Source organism: Nonomuraea sp. NPDC050404 (assembly GCF_040655495.1).
In the GTDB taxonomy this organism is placed as follows: Bacteria; Actinomycetota; Actinomycetes; order Streptosporangiales; family Streptosporangiaceae; genus Nonomuraea.
In genome coordinates, this window is sequence record NZ_JBFAKB010000025.1 from 143709 (window position 1) to 162855 (window position 19147).

18 protein-coding genes are annotated in these 19147 nt (G+C 70.7%); 12 read left to right on the forward strand and 6 right to left on the reverse strand.

Annotated elements, in window-relative coordinates:
- Positions 1-81 precede the first annotated feature (81 nt).
- Complete coding sequence (locus tag AB0I81_RS47840; RefSeq protein ID WP_360672837.1) at positions 82-774, reverse strand: DUF2786 domain-containing protein; 693 nt, start codon at positions 772-774, stop codon at positions 82-84.
- 33 nt (positions 775-807) lie between these two features.
- On the reverse strand, positions 808-2046 hold the full coding sequence (locus AB0I81_RS47845) for a hypothetical protein (RefSeq protein WP_360672839.1): 1239 nt from the start codon (positions 2044-2046) through the stop codon (positions 808-810).
- 303 nt (positions 2047-2349) lie between these two features.
- On the opposite strand from AB0I81_RS47845, the gene AB0I81_RS47850 reads away from it, so the two are divergent.
- From AB0I81_RS47850 to AB0I81_RS47865, 4 genes are all read left to right on the forward strand, one after another.
- Positions 2350-2628: a hypothetical protein gene (locus tag AB0I81_RS47850; RefSeq protein WP_360672842.1), complete on the forward strand. Its 279-nt coding sequence runs from the start codon at positions 2350-2352 to the stop codon at positions 2626-2628.
- A gap of 209 nt (positions 2629-2837) precedes the next feature.
- On the forward strand, positions 2838-4022 hold the full coding sequence (locus AB0I81_RS47855) for a cytochrome P450 (RefSeq protein WP_360672844.1): 1185 nt from the start codon (positions 2838-2840) through the stop codon (positions 4020-4022).
- 18 nt (positions 4023-4040) lie between these two features.
- On the forward strand, positions 4041-4784 hold the full coding sequence (locus AB0I81_RS47860; protein ID WP_360672847.1) for an HAD family hydrolase: 744 nt from the start codon (positions 4041-4043) through the stop codon (positions 4782-4784).
- The gene (locus tag AB0I81_RS47865) at positions 4781-5056 is read left to right on the forward strand and encodes a DUF4031 domain-containing protein (RefSeq protein ID WP_360672850.1); all 276 of its coding nucleotides are present in this window, start codon (positions 4781-4783) and stop codon (positions 5054-5056) included. Before AB0I81_RS47860 ends, AB0I81_RS47865 begins: the two co-directional genes overlap by 4 nt.
- Here AB0I81_RS47865 and AB0I81_RS47870 read toward each other — a convergent pair.
- Positions 5053-5709 (reverse strand): metal-dependent phosphohydrolase, encoded by a 657-nt coding sequence (locus AB0I81_RS47870; RefSeq protein ID WP_360672853.1) that lies wholly within the window; start codon positions 5707-5709, stop codon positions 5053-5055. The two genes, AB0I81_RS47865 and AB0I81_RS47870, sit on opposite strands and share 4 nt — an antisense overlap.
- Positions 5710-5807: 98 nt before the next feature.
- Here AB0I81_RS47870 and AB0I81_RS47875 point away from each other — a divergent pair, with 98 nt between their 5' ends.
- Complete coding sequence (locus AB0I81_RS47875) at positions 5808-6974, forward strand: alpha-hydroxy acid oxidase (protein ID WP_360672856.1); 1167 nt, start codon at positions 5808-5810, stop codon at positions 6972-6974.
- Here the strand turns inward: AB0I81_RS47875 and AB0I81_RS47880 are convergent.
- Complete coding sequence (locus AB0I81_RS47880; RefSeq protein ID WP_360672859.1) at positions 6961-9123, reverse strand: discoidin domain-containing protein; 2163 nt, start codon at positions 9121-9123, stop codon at positions 6961-6963. The genes AB0I81_RS47875 and AB0I81_RS47880 overlap by 14 nt on opposite strands.
- Before the next feature lie 97 nt (positions 9124-9220).
- Positions 9221-10411, reverse strand: a complete 1191-nt coding sequence (locus AB0I81_RS47885; RefSeq protein WP_360672862.1) for an ROK family protein — start codon at positions 10409-10411, stop codon at positions 9221-9223.
- 157 nt (positions 10412-10568) lie between these two features.
- Between AB0I81_RS47885 and AB0I81_RS47890 the strand changes: the two genes are divergently transcribed.
- The 6 genes from AB0I81_RS47890 (at position 10569) to AB0I81_RS47915 (ending at position 17650) form a co-directional block, all read left to right on the forward strand.
- On the forward strand, positions 10569-11786 hold the full coding sequence (locus AB0I81_RS47890; protein WP_360672865.1) for an ABC transporter substrate-binding protein: 1218 nt from the start codon (positions 10569-10571) through the stop codon (positions 11784-11786).
- 1 nt (position 11787) lies between these two features.
- On the forward strand, positions 11788-12750 hold the full coding sequence (locus AB0I81_RS47895) for a sugar ABC transporter permease (RefSeq protein WP_360672868.1): 963 nt from the start codon (positions 11788-11790) through the stop codon (positions 12748-12750).
- Positions 12747-13580 carry a carbohydrate ABC transporter permease gene (locus tag AB0I81_RS47900; RefSeq protein ID WP_360672871.1) on the forward strand — a complete coding sequence of 278 codons (834 nt, stop codon included), beginning with the start codon at positions 12747-12749 and terminating at the stop codon, positions 13578-13580. Before AB0I81_RS47895 ends, AB0I81_RS47900 begins: the two co-directional genes overlap by 4 nt.
- 10 nt (positions 13581-13590) lie before the next feature.
- Entirely contained in the window at positions 13591-15594 is a 2004-nt protein-coding gene (locus tag AB0I81_RS47905; RefSeq protein ID WP_360672874.1) for a beta-galactosidase, read from the forward strand.
- A gap of 199 nt (positions 15595-15793) precedes the next feature.
- Positions 15794-16213 (forward strand): hypothetical protein, encoded by a 420-nt coding sequence (locus AB0I81_RS47910; protein WP_360672877.1) that lies wholly within the window; start codon positions 15794-15796, stop codon positions 16211-16213.
- Between the two features lie 435 nt (positions 16214-16648).
- Positions 16649-17650 carry a hypothetical protein gene (locus AB0I81_RS47915; protein WP_360672880.1) on the forward strand — a complete coding sequence of 334 codons (1002 nt, stop codon included), beginning with the start codon at positions 16649-16651 and terminating at the stop codon, positions 17648-17650.
- Positions 17651-17665: 15 nt separating this feature from the next.
- Here AB0I81_RS47915 and AB0I81_RS47920 read toward each other — a convergent pair whose 3' ends face one another.
- A complete protein-coding gene (locus AB0I81_RS47920) occupies positions 17666-18238 on the reverse strand; it encodes a sigma-70 family RNA polymerase sigma factor (RefSeq protein ID WP_360672883.1) in 573 nt (190 codons plus the stop codon).
- A 179-nt stretch (positions 18239-18417) separates the two neighbouring features.
- Here AB0I81_RS47920 and AB0I81_RS47925 point away from each other — a divergent pair, with 179 nt between their 5' ends.
- Positions 18418-19128, forward strand: coding sequence for a Crp/Fnr family transcriptional regulator (locus AB0I81_RS47925; protein ID WP_360672886.1), 711 nt, complete (start codon positions 18418-18420; stop codon positions 19126-19128).
- Positions 19129-19147: the final 19 nt, after the last annotated feature.

The following is a 19147-nucleotide window of genomic DNA, read 5'->3' on the forward strand; positions in this document are numbered from 1 at the left end:
TGTCTCGCTCAAGCAGGGCTGTGTTCCGTGTGCGCGCTTATGCCCGCTTCCCGCCGCGCCAAACGGATCTCCGGAAAGGGCTTACCGGCTCAGCTCGCGGGCCGTGGCCGGGTCCATCCCCGTACGCCCGAGGTCGGCCCTGCGGCCCGCGTCCACCCCGTCCCGGTAGCCGGTGCCGCTGGTCCTGGGCACGCTCATGCGGATGTCCGGGTAGTGCGCGGCCACCACCCGCGCCACCTCGGCCCTGCGGTCGGCCAGGACGAGCGCGGAGCCCGTACCGGCGGACTCGGCCTCGGCTCGGGACTCGGCCGCGCACAACAGCCGGTACACCTCGTCGGTGAACCCCAGCAGCCACGACCTGCGGTAGGCCCGCACGGCCGGCACGTCCTGCGGGAGCTCCACCCTGGCCAGCCCGGTTGCCATCTGCAACAGCAGCGAGGTGGCCAGCAGGTCGGCGCGCTCCAGATCGGCGGCGAAGCCGAACACGTGCACGCGCTGCCCGCCGTCGCCCCGCCCGATCAGCAGCGGCCGGCAGCGCACCGCCTGGGCCACCAGGCTGACCAGGCGGGCCTTCTCCCTGGCCCAGGGGGCGGGCAGGGTGACAATGCGGTCGCCGGGGACCTGCCGGGTGCCGGCGGGCGGCAACGAGTCGATGCCGTGCTTGGCCATCAGGCCCGACGCGGCGGCCATGAACGTGGCGCGCTCGTGCTCGTTGTCGGTGCGCTCGGCCTTGGCCAGCAGTTTCCTGACGCGATCGAGCGTACGCTCCCGCACCCTTGCGATCCCCCTACGACCTCATCGCCGTCGCTAGTTCCCGGTCAGCACCCGCCCGTCGGGGGCGATGGCCGGGAACGCGCCGGTGTCCACGATGCCGTGCTGCTGGTACAGCGCCTCGATGAGGGCGTGCGCCTGCGGCTCCAGCTTCCACAGGGCACGATACTCGCGGGCCGTGGACAACGAGATACCGATCTCCTGGGCGATGTCCACGGTACGCGGCACGATGCCCTTGGCGATCTGCCGGTCCCAGAACTCGCGGGCCCCCCGCATGCGCGCCGCCCGTTCGGCGGTGCTGAGCACCTGCGGGGTGGTGTCGAACACCTCGATGTCCTCGTCCTCGTCGTCGACCAGTTCGGCCAGCGCGGGCGGCAGCGCCGGGCGCGCCGGGACGGGGTGGTGGTCGGCCTCGGGCTCCCACGGCACGCGGGGGGCCGCGTCGATGAGCGCGGAGGTGTTGTAGAGGGCGGCGATCTGGGCCAGCAGCGCCTCCTGACGCTGCTGGTCCACGGCCAGCCCCGTGTGCTCGACGGCCTGGTCCATGGCCTTGTCGAGCTTGGCCAGCGCGACACGCATCTTGCGCTCGGAGGCGCCGCCCTCACGCAGCGCCTTGGCCCGCTTGGCCGCCAGCGCGACCCTGGTCAGCCTGCGGTGGGCGTCTACCTCGCTGGCCGTACGGTCGCTGACCTCGGCCAGGCCCATCCTGACCATCAGCCGCTCGGGCGTCAGGCGCCAGTTGATGCGGCCGGTGCCGCGGATGCGGTGGCGCTCGATGGCCATGCCGCGCTCCCACAACCAGGCCGCCACCAGCGGGGCCGCCAGCCGGAACACCGCCTCGGGCAGGCTGCGCGCGTCCATGCTGGACAACACGGCGGTCAGGCAGGTCAGCGCCCACACGGCGATGCCGTCGATGCCGGCCGAGAAGTTCTCGCGCATGTTGCGGCGGGCGCGTACGGCGGAGGTGATGATCGCCACCTCGATGAACGCGAACAGCAGTAACCGCAGCGGCCCGACGAGGCCCAGCACGTCCCCGGAGAAGCGCCACATGCCCTGCGCGGACACGCCCGTGGCGATGGAGGCGGCCACGACGGTCAGCACGTCCTCGATGGGACGTGGTGCGACGTACCTGGTGAAGACCCAGGACACGACGCGCCAGGCGATCCTGAGCACCAGGAACGCCAGCACCAGCCCGACCAGGCTCAGCACCGCGATGATGGCGGTGGGGAGCGGCTTCTCGGTGATGAAGGCTGCTATTTCCTCAAATGTCGGCATCAGTCACTATCCGTGATGGCTCAAACTCCGGCTCTATGCGACGAGATCATCGCAGAATGTCGCCATCTTGTACGCCAAACGACGGCTGCTGCCCCATTTTGCCCAGGTTTCACTGCAGTTCAGGACCCTTGACGGCGCCGAAACAAGATCAAGCGCGGGACGACGGCCAGGAGCGCGCCAACGACGTTCGCGGTGTGCGAACGCAGTCCCCCGAAGCGGATGCCCTGCCGACAGGGTGACAGCCGCGATAAAGGCTGGTCGCACCCCGGGACCCGGCGCACAATGGGACGCGAGGAGGGGAATGTGAGCAAGCGATCGCGCAGACGCCGTGCTCTGACCAGCGGCGCGCCGGCATGGGCGCCCGGCTATGGCCCCGGCGAGCCGCACTGGACAGAAGGCGGCGACTTCCCGCCCGACGACCTTCTGGGAGGGGGCGAGGGCGGGGTGCGTGAGCCGCGCAGGCCCAAGCCCGCCCCGCCGACGCTGATGGCCGAGGCGCCGCTGCCCGAGCCGCCCGTGTACGCCCGCGATCGCACGCGGCCCTCGCCCGCCGAAGTGACGGGGACACTGGCCGGACGGTGAGCGGCCGGGGGAACAGGTCGCGGGAAAGATGCGGCATGTGTCCATGCGAGCGCATAGAGTGACGAGCGGTTCCTCTTGGTGCCGGGTGGGCTGCTGGGTGGAGATGGAATTCGTCCTTTCGGAGGGCTCCATTAACCGTTCCGGGTGGGACCATCTATGCAGGGATTTATCCCGACATGGTGTGATGCATCCCAGCAGGACGGATATCGATGGCAGAGACAGAAGAGTTCCCGCTCGTCCAGTTCATGCGTGACGGCTTCGACCCCGTGGGCGAGCTCGGGCGTATCAGGGCTGAGCACCCGGTCTTCCCGATGGAGATCCCTGGCGGCCAAACCGTCTACCTCGTCACCCGCTGGGAGGACGTGCGCTCGGTGCTCGGCGACCACGAGCGCTTCAGCAACGACTTCGCGGGCGTGATCGGGCTCGGCTCCAACCAGGAGGACCCGGGTGGTCTGGGCTTCCGTGACCCGCCCGAGCACACGCGGCTGCGCAAGTACCTGACGCCCGAGTTCACCATGCGCCGCCTGCGCAGGCTGGAGCCCCGGATCGAGGCCATGGTCGAGGAGCACCTGGACCGCATCGAGGCCAAGGGCGCGGCCGGGGACATGCCGGTGGACCTGGTCGAGGAGTTCGCGCTGCCGATCCCGTCGCTGGTGGTGTGCGAGCTGCTCGGTGTCCCGTACGACGAGCGCACCGACTTCGTACGCTTCAGCAAGGACCGCTTCGACCTCAGCGCCGGCCCGGAGGCGTCGCTGCAGGCCATCAACGACGCGATGGCGTACCTGACGGACCTCGTGGCCAGGGAGCGCAAGAACCCGGGCGAGGGCCTGCTCGGGCAGTTGCTGCGCGAGCACGGCGACGAGCTCGACGACCGCACGCTCGCCAGCATGGCCGACGGCCTGCTGACCGGCGGGCACGACACCAGCACCAGCATGCTCGCGCTCGGCTCTCTGTGGCTGCTGCGCAACCCCGAGCAGGCCGCCAAGGTGCGCGAGGTGGACGGCTACGTCGTGGACGTGGTCGAGGAGCTGCTGCGGTACATGACGGTCGTGCAGGTCGCCTTCCCGCGCTTCGCCCGCGACGACCTCGAACTGCACGGCGTGCAGATCAAGAAGGGCGAGATGGTGCTGTGCTCGCTGACCGGCGCCAACCGCGACGGCGCGCTGGGCGAGGACATGGACCAGGTACGGCCCGGCCGGGCGACGGCGGGCTCGCACATGGCGTTCGGGCACGGCATCCACCGCTGCATCGGCGCGCCGCTGGCGCAGATGGAGATGCGCATCGCCTTCCCCGCCCTGCTGCGCCGCTTCCCCGGCCTGCACGTCGCCGGTGAGGTGCCGTTCAGGGAACTCGCTATTGTCTACGGCGTCAAAGAGCTACCCGTCGCCTGGTAGAGCGGTTACGTTCACTATGTGAACGAGCCCGTCATCGACCTGACAGCGATCGGCGCCGTCGTGTTCGACACCGACGGCGTGGTCACCGACACCGCCCGGGGGCACGCGGCCGCCTGGAAGCACGCCTTCGACGCCTTCCTGCGCGGCCGCTCGACGCCGCCGTTCGACATCCGTGACGACTACCTGCGCCATGTGGACGGCCGCCCGCGACTGGACGGCGTCCGTACGTTCCTGACCGCGCGCGGCCTGTCCGTGCCGGAGGGCGCGCCCGACGACGAGCCGGGCGCGCCGACCGTGCACGGGCTCGGCCTGGCCAAGGACCGTTCCTTCATGGAGCAGGTGGACAAGTACGGAGTGGCCGCGTTCCCGTCCACGGTGGCGCTGCTGCACGAGTTGCGGCATCGCGGCGCCCGTACGGCGGCCGTCTCCGCCAGCCTGCACGGCCGCAAGCTGGTCGGCTCGGCCGGTGTCATGCACCTGTTCGACCTGATGGTGGACGGCAACGACGCCGCGCTGATGAACCTGCCCGGCACGCCCGACCCCGCGCTCTACCTGGAGGCGGCGCGCCGGCTGAATTTGCCCGCGCCCAAGGTCGCGGTGGTGGTCTCCGCGCTGCCGGGGATCGAGGCGGGGGTGAAGGGCGGGTTCGGCCTGGTGGTCGCGGTGCGCGGCGAGGGTAACGGCCCCGGCGACGCGCATGCCGTGCTGTCCGATCTGGGGGACCTTGAGGTGCGTGGCAGGGTTCTACCCTTGAGGTCGTGACCGTTCTGATCGATCCGCCCAACTGGCCGGGGCCGCGCGGCCTCATGTGGTCGCATCTCGTCAGCGACCGCTCGCTTGAGGAGTTGCACGACTTCGCGGTGCTGCTGGGGGTGCCGCGGCGGGCCTTCGATCGGGATCACTACGACGTGCCCGAGACGGTGTACGGGCGGGCGGTGTCGCTGGGGGCGGAGGCGGTCGGGTCGCGTGAGCTGCTGCGGCGCCTGATCGCGGCCGGGTTGCGCCGCCGCAAGCGTCCCGGCGTGCGGCCTTAACCCGGTTCCCGCGCGGGTGGCGAGAGTTCCCGCGCGGGTGCCGCGAGCCGGGCCAGTTCGGCGGTCATGTTGGCGCGGGCGCGGTCCTCCCACAGCGCGCGGGCTCTGGGGGTGCGGTAGAGGGCGGGGGTGGCGAGCAGGCGGCGCAGCACCTCCGCACGGCCCGCGGCGAACGCGGCGTCCGGGACGTGGGCGTACTCCTGGCGGATGGCCCGCGCGTAGTCCCCGTAGGAAGGGCTGCCGAGGATCGACAGGTCGGCGTCGCACAAGACGGCGCCGTTGTGGTCGCCCGGCCGGAGGGTGTCGTGGGCGGCGGTGAGGCGGACGAGCCTGGCCACCTCGGCGACCCGTCCGGCGGGGACGCCGCAGGCGGGGAGGCGGGACTGGGCGAGCTGGGCACTGCGCTCCTCGTCCCAGCCGGCCCTGCCGTCGTAAACGGCGTCGTGAAACCAGGCCGCGAGCCGCACCGCCACCGGGTCATCTGCCTCGTCCGAGCCGTCGATGAGCTGGTCGATGGCGGTCAGGACGGCGGTGAGGTGGGTGAGGGTGTGGTAGCGGCGGTGCGGCTCGGACCAGCGGGCCACGAGCTCCGCCCCGAGCGCGACAGACGCGGACCCCTCCCCCGCCACCGCCGTCCAATCAGTGATCACCATCACACCGTACGCGGCCCGCGCGGTGATACCGTCCTGGCATCGGAACCAAGGACGGTGAGGCGCGGCGCCTGCCCCGGTGGCGGGAGTTGCGGGCCGTCGTGCCCAGGCGGCCCCGATGGTCGCGCGCGAGCCGGATCGCCACCGCCGCCGACGTCGCCGACCTGCGGCGGCTGGCGAGCAGGCGAGCCCCGCGCATGGTGTTCGACTACGTGGACGGCGCGGCCGAGGGCGAGCGGTCGATGGCCAGGGCCGTACAGGCTTTCGAGCGGGTGGAGTTCGCCCCGCACGTGCTGCGGGACGTCTCGGCGGCCCCCACCCCGGTCGAGATCCTGGGGCGGCGGATCGCGATGCCGGTGGTGCTCGGGCCGACCGGGTTCACCCGCATGATGCACCGCGCGGGCGAGCGCGCGGTGGCCAGGGCCGCCGAACACGCGGGCGTCCCCTATGTGCTGTCCACCATGGGCACCACGACGGCCGCCGACGTGGCCGCCGCCGCGCCCGGCGGGTGGAACTGGTTCCAGTTGTACGTGGTCCGCGACCGCGCCCGCAGCCTGGAGACGCTGTCCATGGCCTCGGACGCCGGCATGGACGTGCTGGTGGTGACCGTGGACGTGCCGGTGGCGGGAGCCCGGCTGCGCGACGTGCGGCACGGGATGACGATCCCGCCCTCCCTGCGCTGGCGCGGCGCGCTGGAGGCGCTGCGGCATCCGGCGTGGTGGTTCGACTTCCTGACCGGCGAGCCGCTGCGGTTCGCGACCGTGGACGGCGCGCCCGACGACATGGCGGGGCTGACGAACCTGATGTTCGACCCGTCGGTGACGGTCGCGGACCTGGAGTGGATCAGGTCGGCGTGGCCGGGCCGGCTGCTGGTCAAGGGCGTGCAGCGGGTGGACGACGCCAAGGAGCTGGCCGCGGTGGGCGTGGACGGGCTGGTGGTGTCCAACCACGGCGGCCGCCAGCTCGACCGCGCCGCCACCCCGTTGGAACTGCTGCCGGAGGTGGTGGCGGCCGTGGGCGATCGTACCGAGGTGTTCCTGGACGGGGGTGTGCGGAGCGGGGCCGACGTCGCCGCCGCGGTCGCGCTGGGCGCCAGGGCGTGCTTCGTCGGCCGCGCCTACCTGTACGGGCTGATGGCCGGTGGCGAGCCGGGCGTGCGGCGGGTGCTGGACCTGCTGCACGCCGAGCTCGTACGGACCCTGCAGTTGCTGGGCGTGGGCGGCGTCGAGGGCCTGAGCCCCGACGTCGTACGCCTCAGGGATAGGTGACGATCTTCACCGGGATCGTGGCCGTGCCCTGGGCGGGGCTCCCGGTGTTGTTGATGACGCGGTTGATCGTGCCGTTGCCGCCGAGCGAGACGGTCAGCAGGCTGTGGAAGCGCACGTTCGGGTTGATGGGCGCCTCGAAGCCGCGCTCGGCCACGACGCTGGGATCGACGTTGAAGTAGCAGTACGCCCCGAGCCCCCACGCCTCGTGCGAGGTGACGGAGTCGGCGACCTTGTAGGCGGCGTAGCCGCGGGTGGAGCCGTTCATCCAGGCGGCCTGGTTGGGCGGGTCGTAGGGCATCTCGTTCTGGAAGAAGATCGTCCGCCCGCGCTGCCCGTTCCAGATGACCTGGTACTTCTGGTAGTGCTCGACGAACAGCCCGTACGCGGTGACGTCGTCGCCGTTGACGATCAGCCCGGTGTCGGCGGTGTTGACGTTCCAGCCGATGCCGGCCCCGTGGTCGCCGCGCCAGGCCCAGATGTGGTCGATGAGCGTGTGGTCGCTGTTGACGACGAGGCTGGTCGTGGCCTTGCCGGCGTGCGCGCCGCCGATGCGGAAGAACACGTCCTGCAACGAGATGGGGTTGGCGGAGTGCGAGGCGGACGAGCCGGCCGGGCCGACCTCCATCAGGATGGGCGAGTTGACCGGCCCGGCGTCGAACAGCAGCCCGGCCACCCTGACCCCGTCCACGTCGGCGACGCGCATCGGCACCGCGCCGTTGTCGGGGATGATCGTGGCGTAGCCGAGGCCGAGCACGACCGTGTCGGGCCTGGTGACGTTGATGCTCTGGCCGACGTGGTAGATGCCGGGGGTGAAGAGCAGGTTCAGCCCCGAGGCGAGGGCGGCGTTGATGGTGGCCGCGGTGTCGGACGGCTTGGCGACGTAGAAGCGGCTGAGCGGGATCGAGGTGCCGGCGCCGGGCCAGTTCACGCCGCGCGTGTTGCGCCGCAGCGCGGGCACGAACACCTGGTAGGCGCCGGCCGCGTCCACGTACAGGTAGGGCTTCTCCCTGGTCACCGGGCTGGTGTCGAGCGTCGTGTACGGCGGCTCGGGGAAGGACTGGGCGGGTGCGCCGGCGACGCCGGAGAAGACCATGTTCCACACGCCGTTGAGCCAGCCGCCGATCGTGCTGTCGCGGGTGAACCACTGCTGCTGCGAGTACGGCTGCACGGTCCCGTCGATCCTGCTGTCGGCGATGTAGCCGCCGCTGGCCCAGCCGTACCCGGTGGGCGCCAGGTTGAGGTTGCCCCTGACGTGCATCCGGCGGAACGGCGCGGCCTGCGAGACGGCCCACTGGTTGGTGCCGCCGCTCGGCGTGATCGACAGGTTTTCGGCCGAGCGCCAGAAGTTCTGCGTGGCGTTGCCGCCGAACCAGCCCGCGTCCACCCTGACCTGCCCGTTGATCGTGACGTCGTCGGGGTTGCGGCCCAGGCCCATGATCGAGGTGTAGAAGCCGATGTTGGCGTTGACGTTGTAGCTGCCGGGCTTGAACAGCAGGGCGTGCCGCTGGAGGCCGAACTGGTTGGACTCCATCTGGGTGAAGACCGAGTCCAGCGTGGACTGGATGCTCGCCGACGACATGGACGGGTCGAAGACGTGCACGTTCGGGCCGAGGTCGCCGCCGCCGGGCGGGGTCGTGGTGGTCGTGCGCACGCTCAGCTCCCACAACGAGTAGCCCCAGCCGGTCGCCCTGGCGGTGCCGTGCACGCGGACGTAGCGGCCGGTGCCGGCGACGGTCAGGGTCTGGGTGCCGCCCGTGCCCGTGGTGGTGGCGTAGAGGTCGGTCCAGGTGGTGGCGTTGACGGAGACCTGGACCCGGAAGGCGGTGGCGTAGGCGGTCTCCCATTGGAGCACCACCTGGCAGATCTCCTGGGACGAGCCGAGGTCCACCTGAAGCCACTGCGGGTCGCTGAAGGCGCTGGACCAGCGGGTGCCGGCGTTGCCGTCCACGGCGGCCGAGGCGGGGGTGCCGCCGTTCTCGGTGGAGGAGGCGGTGGCGGGCCGGTTGAGCGCCGCGTTGGCGGTCCCGCACGCGGCGACGGCTGCTGGGGCCGCCTCAGCCGCGGAAGTCGCCTCGGCTGCGGGGATTGTGACCAGGAAGGGCAGGATCAGCGCGGCCAGTAAGGCCGCGATACTTCGGCGGGGGTGCACTGCTGGGACTCCTCACGGGCAGGGGGGTGGTGAGAGAGCGCTCTATCGTGCAGAGCGTGCCCGCGCCCGGCACTTCTGTCAATGCTTGATTTAACTGTCACGCAATAGTGGTGACCGACGCGGGAAACGCGGCGTCCCCGAAGAAGGGCTCGATCACCAGCGTCGCCGCCCCCAGCGCCACCGCGTCGGGCCCGAGCCTGCCGAGCACCACGGACTCCGGATTGAACGGCTGCGCCTGCGTGTTCGCGGCGGCGGCGGCGCGGATCTCGGGCAGCAGCCGGCCGCCCAGCATCAGCCCCGCCCATCCCCCGATCACGATGCGCTCGGGGTTGAACAGGTGCGCCAGCGACGACAACCCGACCCCCAGCAGCTCCACGCTCTCGCCGATCACCGGCGAGCCCTCCTCCAGCAGCCTGGCCAGCGCGGCCTCCTCATCGGCGGAGTCGGCCACGACCCCGGCCCGGTCGAGGATGGCCTCGGCCCCCAGGTACGCCTCCAGGCAACCGCGCGCCCCGCACCTGCACACCCGGCCACCCGCGACGATCTTCAGGTGGCCGACCTCACCCGCCGCCTTGCCCGCCCCCCGGTAGATCCGGCCGTCGGTCACCACCGTGCCGCCCACGCCGGACCCCACGAGCATGATGATCGCGTCGCGGGTGCCCTTGCCCGACCCGAACCAGAGCTCGGCCTGCCCCATCGTCTTGGCGCCGTTGTCCACGAACAGCGGCAGCGAGGTGCCGGCCCGCAGCAGCGCGCCGAGCGGCACCGCCTCCCAGCCGAACGTCTTGGCCCGCACCAGCGCCTCGGCCCCCGGCTCGACAATGCCGGGCACCCCGACTCCCACGCCGAGCACCTGTCCCGGCGGCACCTCGCCCTCGGCGATGACCGCGTCCACACCGGCCAGGATGTGCCGGGCGACCAGCTCGGGGTCGTGCTTGGCCGAGCGGACCGCGTAGTGCGCCCTGGCCCGCACGGTCATCTCCAGGTCGAACAGCTCGACCTTGACCTGGGTCTCCCCCACGTCCACCCCGACGGCGTAGCCGTAGGCCGGGTTGACCTTGAGCAGCACGCGGGGCCGGCCGCCGTCGGAGTCGACCTGGCCCGCCTCGACGATCACGTGGTCGGCCAGCAGGTCGCCGGTCATCGTGCTGACCGTGGCCGCACTCAGTCCCGTCTCGGCGGACAGCTCGTTGCGGCTGGCCGGGCCGCCGAAGTAGAGCGCGCGCAGCAGCATCGCCCGGTTGCCCCGGCGGAGATCCCGTACGGTCCTGCGCCCTGACGCGCCCATCCTCGTCCCCGCCCTTCTCGCGAATTCCGCCGCCATGTTAGTTCACGGCCCGAACCACAGGGTCGTCAGCCCCGTTACCGAAGCGTTTCCACCCGAGCCCTGACTTTCTTCGGACCTTAGATTATGGTCTGGCCATCCCCCCGATGAGGAGATGACAATGAGCCGAGGACTTGTGCGTGGCGCCGTCGTGGCGGTGCTCGCGACCGGACTGGCCGCTTGCGGCGGTGGCGGTGGCGGTGGTGGTCAGGGCGACTCGAAGGAGCTCACGTTCTGGATGTACCAGGACCGCACACCCCAGGCGGGCCAGGTCATCGAAAAGGTCCGCCAGGACTTCGAGAAGGCCAACCCCGGTGTCACGGTCAAGCTCGTCAAGATCCCGAAGGACGACTACAACACCAAGCTCGGCAGCGCCGTGGCCAGCAAGAGCGCACCCGACGCGGGCATACTCGACCAGCCCCTGGTGTCCAAGTACGCACTCGACGGCACGATCAAGGAGGTGCCCGCCGGCCTGATCTCCGAGGCCGACTACTACAAGGGCGCGCTCGACACCAACCGCGCCGGCGGCAAGCTCTACGGCCTGCCCCAGGACCAGACGACGGTCGCGCTCTTCTACAACAAGAAGCTCGTGCCGACCCCGCCCAAGACGTGGGACGAGCTGAAGCAGGTCGCCGCCCGGGTGCACGCCGCCGACGCCAACGTGGCCGGCATGAACGTGCCCAAGGGCGACGGGTACGGCGCGTGGATGTTCCCCGGCATCGTGCACGGCGCGGGCGGCGAGATGGTGGACGACGAGGGCAAGAAGGTGCTGTTCGACCAGCCGCCGGCGGTGGAGGCGCTGCAACTCTGGGCGGACCTGCTCAAGTCGTCGCCCCGCAAGATCACCGACTCGGACAAGCCGTTCGAGAACGGCATGGCCGCCATGACGATCTCCGGGCCGTGGGACGTGCCCACGATCCGCGAGCAGTTCCCCGACCTGGACTTCGGCGTGGCGCCGCTGCCGTACAAGAGCGAGCCGGCCGGCAACATCGGCGGCGAGGACTCCGTCGTCTTCTCCACCAGCCAGAACCAGGACCTGGCGTGGAAGTGGCTGGCGTTCATGTCGAACGCGGCCAACAACGGCGCGGTCGCCGACGCGCTCGGCGGCTTCCCCGTGCACCTCAAGGCGCAGGCGGTCGCGGGCGGGCCCGAGCAGGCCGCCTTCCTGGAGCAGCTCAAGGTGGCGCACGCGCGGCCGGCGGTGCCGCAGTGGATCCAGGTCAACGACGAGATCATCGCCCCGGCGATCGAGTCGGCGCTGTCCGGCAAGACCACGGCCCAGCAGGCGCTGACGGACGCGGCGGCCAAGACGCGCTCCCTGCTCGGCTGGAACGGCTGACGTGGCGGCACCCGTACTGGAGCGGGTGGCGGCGGGACCCGGCGGGCGGCGCGCCAGACGCCGCCCGGGAGCCCGCCGCCGCGATCATCTGATCGGCTGGCTGCTGGTCGCCCCGGCGCTGGTCTACTTCCTGGTCTTCCTGCTGTATCCGGCCCTGTCCGCGCTCTACTACAGCTTCACCGACTGGAACCTGCGCACCGAGGCGAGCTGGGTGGGCCTGGCCAACTACGCCGACCTGCTGTTCGACGACGTCAAGTACCCGCACTTCTGGAAGTCGGTGGGCGTCACCCTGCAGTACACGCTCGTCGCCGTGCCGCTGACCCTGGTCTCGGCGCTGGTGCAGGCGCTGCTGCTGAACGCGATCAGGCGCGGCGCGAACGTGTTCAGGCTGCTGTTGTTCCTGCCGGTCGTCACGGCCGAGGCGGCGGTCGGCGCGATCTGGCGCTGGCTCTACGACCCGCAGTACGGCCTGATCAACACGCTGCTGGGCCTGGTCGGCATCCCAGGGCAGAACTGGCTCAACACCCCCGAGCTGGTCATCCCGGCGCTGGCGTTCATCGCGGCCTGGCAGTGCGGCATCTCGATGATCATCTATCTGGCGGGGCTGAAGGGCATCCCCGGCGCCATCCAGGAGGCCGCGATCATCGACGGGGCCGGTCCCTGGCAGCGGTTCTGGCGGGTGACCTTCCCCATGCTCCGGCCGACCACGTTCTACCTGCTGGTGACAGGGGTGATCGCGGCGCTGCAGGTCTTCGGCCTGGTGTACGTGATCTTCTCCGGCAACGGCCGCAGCGTCACCGGCGGCCCCGAGCAGTCGGGGCTGACGTACGTGCTGCACCTGTACCTGTTCGCCTTCCGCTACGACGCGATGGGCGCGGCCTGCGCGATGTCGTTCATCCTGCTGGTCTTCATCGTGATCGTGACCGCGCTGCAGTTCAGGTTCGTCAAGCAGGAGGCGGCATGAGGAAGATCTCCATCTACGTGGCGCTGGCGCTGCTGGCGGCCGTGTCCGTGGTGCCGTTCCTGTGGATGCTGGCCACCTCCTTCAAGCACGGGCAGGACATCTACAACAAGGTGCCGAGCCTGCTGCCGCTGGACAAGAGGACCGGCGAGTGGGCGGCCACGCTGGACAACTACGACTACGTGCTGGGCGTCGGCGGGCTCGGCGGCGCCTTCGTCAACAGCGTCTGGGTGTGCGCGGTCCTGGTGCCGGCCAAGCTGCTGATCGACGCGCTGGCGGCGTACGCGTTCGCGCGGATCCCGTTCCCCGGCCGCGACAAGCTGTTCGTGATCATGCTGGGCGGCATGATGGTGCCCGCGATCACGCTGCTGGTGCCGCGCATCCACGTCACCCAGTCGCTGGGCATGTTCGACACCGGGTGGGGGCTGATCGTGCCGAACATCGCCTCGGTGCTGGACATCTTCCTGCTGCGGCAGTTCTTCCTGTCGTTGCCGGGCGAACTGGAGGAGGCGGCGCTGATCGACGGCGCTGGCCGGATGCAGATCTTCTGGCGGATCGTGCTGCCGCTGTCGAAACCCGTGCTGGCGGTCGTGACCATCACCAGCTTCCTGTTCCACTGGAACGACCTGGTGTGGCCGCTGCTGGTGACCAACGACCCCGAGCTGTACACGCTGCCGCTCGCCCTGCAACAACTCGTCGCCAGCCCGGACGGCGGGCGCGCGTACTACATCATGGCGGGCGCCACGCTCGCCGTCCTGCCCGTGATCGCGGTCCTGCTGGTCTTCCAGCGCCGCATCCTGCAGGGCATCGCCTTCACCGGACTCAAGGGTTAGGGAGGAACTTGTGGTCATCGAGGTCCGCGACGGGGTCGCCGTCGTCAACGGCGTGCCGCGGGTGCTCGTCACCGCCGACTATCCGTACTATCGCGACGATCCGGCCGTGTGGGCCGACCGGCTGCGTGCGGTACGGGACGAGCTCGGGATCGAGGTGATCACCTGCTACCTGCCCTGGCGGCACCACCAGCCGGAGGCGGGCACGGCCCCCGACTTCACCGGCCTGACCCACCCGGCCAGGAACGTCACCGGCTTCCTGGCCCTCTGCCACGAGCTGGGGCTGCGGGTGATCGCCAAGCCGGGCCCGTTCGTGCACGCCGAGCTGAACTACGGCGGGCTGCCCGACTGGGTGTGCCCGGACGCCGACCCGTCGTTCGAGCCGCTGCTGGACGCCCGGGGCGAGCCTTCGCGCTGGGCGGACGCCGCCGCCCCCGCGGGCCGGCCGCTGCCCGCGCCGCTCGCGCCCGCGTTTCTGGCCAGGGCCACCCAGTGGCTGGCGGCGGTGGGCAAGGAGGTGCTGGCGGGGCCGGGGCCGGTCATCGCGTTGCAGATCGCGAACGAGGGCATCTACACCAACGGCGCCCTGCCGCTGACGGCCTACGACTACGGCCCGTCCGGGGTGGCGTTCCACCGCGAGCGGCTGCGGGCCTGGTACGGCACGCCCGGCGAGTACAACGCCGTGCACGGCACCTCCCACACCGACTGGACGGACATCGACCCACCGGCCCCGACCGCGACCGGTGAGCCGCAAGAGCCGGCCGCGAACGGCGGGCTGCTCGCCAAGGCCGACTGGGGGCGGCTGCACGCCGAGTACCTCGCCGAGGTGTTCCGCCTGTGGACCCAGGCCGTGGGCTCCGACCTGCCGGTCCTGGTCAACCTCAACCCGCCGACCGTGCCCGAGCTGGACGACTGGCTGGCCAGGGTCCGTCCTGAGTTGTGGGGCGAGATCTCCTACGGGTTCACCAACTGGATGGGCGTCGTGTCCGCCGACCGCGACGCGCAGGCCCGCTACGTGATCGCGGCCAAACGCGCCCCGGGGCCGAACCTGGAGGAGAACTGGGGCTTCTCCGAGCTGTACGACCCGGCCTACATCGACGGGGCGACCAGCTTCCATCAGTCGCTGCTGGCGCTGGCGGCGGGGGCCACCGGGTTCAACGTCTACACCGGGGTCGCCACGTCGGGCTGGGCGCCGGAGCTGGACGCCGCGCACGGCGGCCCGTACCCCGACTGCCCGCCGATCGACGCGGGCGGCGGCGCCACCGGCAAGGCCCCGGTGGTGCGGGGGCTGGCGGAGTTCTTCGCCGCGCACGGGCCGGAGTTCCTGGAGTGCGCCACGGAACGGCACGACGCGTTCGGGCTGTACCTCCCCTACGCGGGCATCGCGGCGTTGTCAGGGCCCGAGGCGTCGCCGCAGTGTGGCCGGGTGCTGCGGGGCTTCCACGAGCGGATGCGGGAGCGCGGCCTGGACTACGGGCTCCTCGATCTGGAGAGCGCCACGCCGCGGGAGCTGGCCGCCTACCGGACGGTCACGGTGCCGGGCGGGCCGTTCATGCACCGGCGCGTACAGGAACTGCTGGCCGGGTACGCGCGGGAGGGCGGCCGGGTGCTGGTGGAGGGGCCCGTGCCCACGCTCGACGAGCGCCTGGCACCCTGCGCCCTGATCACCCCGTCCGCCGGGGAGGTCACCGGCGAGGGCGTCGTCCTGTACGGGGAGGCCGACGCGTACTTGCGCAGCCACCCCACCAGGGACGTGCACTACCTCATCGTGCTCGTCCAGTCGGGCAACGAGGGGCCGATCGGCCTGCGCACTCCGTACGGGACCGTCGAGGTCGTCGCCGCGCAGGGCGCGGGCGCGGTGCTGCGCCTGGCCGGCGGCGAGGTCGGCGACCTGGTGATCAGGGGGCTCAACTCCTACCTGGACTGCGCGGTGGAGGCGGGCGTGCGCCTGAATGGCGTGCGGACCGGAGCCGCGGGCCCCGGCGATCTCGCCAGGGTCGACGGCCGACTCATCTAGACCGCCTCATCTAGACCGACCCTTCCAGACCGCCTCATCTAGACCGACCCTTCCAGACCGACCCTTCTAGGCCGACCCTTCTAGGCCGACTTTTCTGGCGAAAACCGGATTTGTATCGACGCAAAGGACGGGTATTTCACCGCCTCCGCCGTCGCTCTTCTCCTCACACGGGGTCCGTCCCGCCGAGAGGAGATCGCCGATGGCAACCGGAGAGTTCCAGGTGATGAAGGTGCCGGCCGACCAGTTGGCCGGCACCCTTCACAGCCAGGTGGTCGACCCCGGGGCCCAGCCCACGAACGTCGTGCATCGATACGAAGGCTGGACCGTGGACGTGGGCTGGGAGGTCACCGGCGAACTCGTGGACTGGCTGGCGGGCCGCTGGCAGTTGGAGATCATCGCGGACCTGCTGGGCGGTGGTGAGACGAGACACCCCTCGCCCCCGGTGGAGATGACCTTCACGCCGGGTTCCGGCCGCTACACCGCCTCTATCCCGATGCGCGGCCTGCTCGCCCCCGGCACCTATGACCTCGTGGTCAACCTCAGCACGACGACGGCCGCGGGCACCGCGGGGGCGCTGTGCGGATTCGTCGTGATCAGCAAGATCGTGGTGAAGGAATGACCCGCGCCGCCCCGGGCCCGGACCCCGGGGCGGCGCGCTGCAAGCCCGTCGCAAGCGGCCCGCTCTACGCTCGCGGCCTGGCGGACCGAGGGGGCAAGCCGGCCGCCGACTGTATTTGCAGCCGCTGGAGGTGCTCTGAACCCGTGAGCACTCCTCGTGGCGACGGGACCTGAAACGGGAGACTTCATGTCCGACACTCCGATGACCGCGGACGATGTGCTGCGCATCGCGGCCTATAAGGACCGGAGCGCGGCACTTGAGGCGATGGTCATCGCCTACAGCTACCACCGAGTGGCCGCCGACCTCGCCGCGCGCCTGGGCCGCGAGGCCAACAACTGGTACTGCTACGCCACCTGGACCTCCAAGGCGGTCGGCGAGAGCCTCGACCTGGGCCCCGACTCGCCGTTCATCGACGACTTCGGCCGCCGTTTAAGGGTGCCGCGGCGCTTCAGGCGGCTGTTCAGGGCCGCCCTGCTGACGCTGCTCGGCCCCAGCTACCAGCTGGGGCTCGCGCTGGCCAACCGCGCCATCTTCCTGGAGACGGCCAGCCTCGCGGTCAACCTGTGGAACGACACACCCGACCGCTTCCTCAGGGTCAGCCCCGAGTCCGACCTGACGCCGCAGCCGCCGGAGTTCCTGACGGACCTGCTGTCACCGGCCGACGCCCGTTACCTCAAGGACGCCGCGCAGCTCATGGTCGAGGCCGCCAAGACCGGGGACCGGGCGGCGCGGGCCGAGCTGATGTTCGGGGCCAACATCGCGTTGTCGGCCTACGAGCAGGCGCGCGCCCAGGCGGCGCTGGAACTCGTGCTCTACCGGCCGGTCCGCTGGCTGACCCGGGTGTCGTGGCGGTCGCTGCGCTCCCTGGTCACGCGCAAGCGGTTCGCCCGGTTCCGCCTCTACGCCGCCTCGCACGCGGACCAGCCGTGGCTGACCCGCAAGCTGGAGGATCTGTGGGCCGCGCTCTACACCCGTCACCTGTTCGCCGTGCGCACGCCGCTCAGCGACATCAAGGTCGGCAAACCGCTGACGCCGCCCGCGGGCGTGGACCTGGCCAAGGTGTGGGCGCCGATCCAGCACGAGAAGGTACGCAAGCTCGCCGAGGAGTTCATCACCGAGGACCAGGAGGCCGCCACGGCGGGGGTCGCCAACTGGGTGTCCTATCCCGACCGCATGCGCTTCATCGTCAGCTACTTCCGCGTCTACCAGAACGTGGACGCCCTCTACCGCGTCCCCTTCGACCAGCCGATCGCCGACGGGCTGGCCGAGGAGATGCGGCGCGGGCTCGTCCCCGAGGCCATCGGAGCCATGCCATCGCTGCGCGGGCGCAGGTTCTACGCCTATCCGTCCGAGACCGACCCGGACGCGCACGAGATGGCGCACTTCGACTTCGAGCCGTTCCTGGAGGCGATCCCGCTTGACCCGGAGAGCAAGTAGCAGACCGCGAACAGATCAGTCCAGGAAGTCGCGCGTGATCTCACGGGCCTGAAGCAGCCCGCGTAGTTTCGCGAAACAGCGGGCTCGGGTGGGCCCGATGCTCCCGACCGGCCTGCCCAGCCTGCGCGCCACGTCCACATAGTGCGGCTCGGAGGTTTCCGTGAGCGCTCTGAACAGGACCCGCTGCGCTGCCGGCAGCTCCTCCACCAGTTCTGCCAGCGTGCCGGCCAGCCAGATCCTGGCAAGTTCCCTGTCGACGTCGTCGGTGCTGCCCAGCGAGTCGAGATCCGGCGTGCAGATCTCCTTGGTGCGCTTGGACAGCTTGAGGCACTCGCGGAAGGCGATGGTGGCCAGCCAGCCCGGCATGCGCTGGCCGTCCTCCACGCTGCCCAGGTTCTGCCAGGCCAGCAGCCAGGTGGTCTGGAGTACGTCCTGGGCGTCCTCGTGGCTGAGCCTGAAGCGGCGGATGCGGGCCCGCAGCATCGGGCTGAACTCCTCGACCAGCCGTTCCCACGCCCAGATGTCGCCCTCCTGCGCGGCGGTCACCAGGGAGCCGGTGTCGGGACGGTCGATGGTCTCCACGTGCATGTCTTTCTCCCTGCCGGTCCGGCTACTAGGGGGTCCTTTTCCGGCCGGCTACCTCACGGTGCGCCCGATGATCCGAAAAGACTGTTCCGGATGTAACAGAGCGAGTGTGACCTGCATCACATTTTGGAGATCGGTTACCACATGCTGTCCGCTCGCGGAATGCGGCTTAGAGTTCTTGCATGAACGCGCGCAGCGGGCCTCCCTCCGAGGTCGAGCCGGTCGCAACCGTGCTGGCGGGGATCCCGCTGTTCCGCGTACTCGGAGAGGGTGGCATCCAGAGCACGGCTCGGGCCGGGGTGGCGCGCCGCTACCGGTCCGGACAGATCATCTTCCATCAGGGGGATCCGGGAGAGTCGCTGTTCGTGCTGCTGGACGGGCTGGTCAAGGTGGTGTTCACCACCGAGAGCGGCGACGAGATCGTGCTGAACATGCTGGGCCGCGGCGACACCTTCGGCGAGATGGCGCTGCTGGACGGCTCACCGCGCTCGGCCTCGATCGTGACCGTGCGGCCCGCCTGGGTGTTCGCGCTGCCCAGGGCGCGGTTGCTGGAGCTGATGCGGGAGCATCCGGGGCTGGCCGACGAGTTCCTGCGGCTGCTCGGCCGCATGGTGCGCAGGCTCACCGACCAGGCGGCCGACCTGGCCTTCCTGGACCTGGGCGGGCGGCTGGCCAAGCTGCTGCTGCAACTGGCCGACAAGCACGGCCAGGACGACGGCGTGGTGGACCTGCCCGGGCTGACCCAGTCCGACCTCGCCGCGCTCATCGGCGCGTCGCGGCCGGCGGTCAACCGGGCGCTGCAGTCGCTGGTGTCGAGGAACCTCATCGTCGTCAAAGGCCGAACGATCACGCTGCTGGATGTCGCCGCCCTGCGCAAAAGGGGCGGCCTCTGACCGAATCTGGAGTACGGGG

Coding starts and splice junctions, on each gene's coding strand:
- AB0I81_RS47845 (WP_360672839.1), bottom strand. CDS start 2,046: ATGCCGACATTTGAGGAAATAGCAGCCTTCATCACCGAGAAGCCGCTC.
- AB0I81_RS47855 (WP_360672844.1), top strand. CDS start 2,838: ATGGCAGAGACAGAAGAGTTCCCGCTCGTCCAGTTCATGCGTGACGGC.
- AB0I81_RS47870 (WP_360672853.1), bottom strand. CDS start 5,709: ATGGTGATCACTGATTGGACGGCGGTGGCGGGGGAGGGGTCCGCGTCT.
- AB0I81_RS47885 (WP_360672862.1), bottom strand. CDS start 10,411: ATGGGCGCGTCAGGGCGCAGGACCGTACGGGATCTCCGCCGGGGCAAC.
- AB0I81_RS47890 (WP_360672865.1), top strand. CDS start 10,569: ATGAGCCGAGGACTTGTGCGTGGCGCCGTCGTGGCGGTGCTCGCGACC.
- AB0I81_RS47900 (WP_360672871.1), top strand. CDS start 12,747: ATGAGGAAGATCTCCATCTACGTGGCGCTGGCGCTGCTGGCGGCCGTG.
- AB0I81_RS47910 (WP_360672877.1), top strand. CDS start 15,794: ATGGCAACCGGAGAGTTCCAGGTGATGAAGGTGCCGGCCGACCAGTTG.
- AB0I81_RS47920 (WP_360672883.1), bottom strand. CDS start 18,238: ATGCACGTGGAGACCATCGACCGTCCCGACACCGGCTCCCTGGTGACC.
- AB0I81_RS47925 (WP_360672886.1), top strand. CDS start 18,418: ATGAACGCGCGCAGCGGGCCTCCCTCCGAGGTCGAGCCGGTCGCAACC.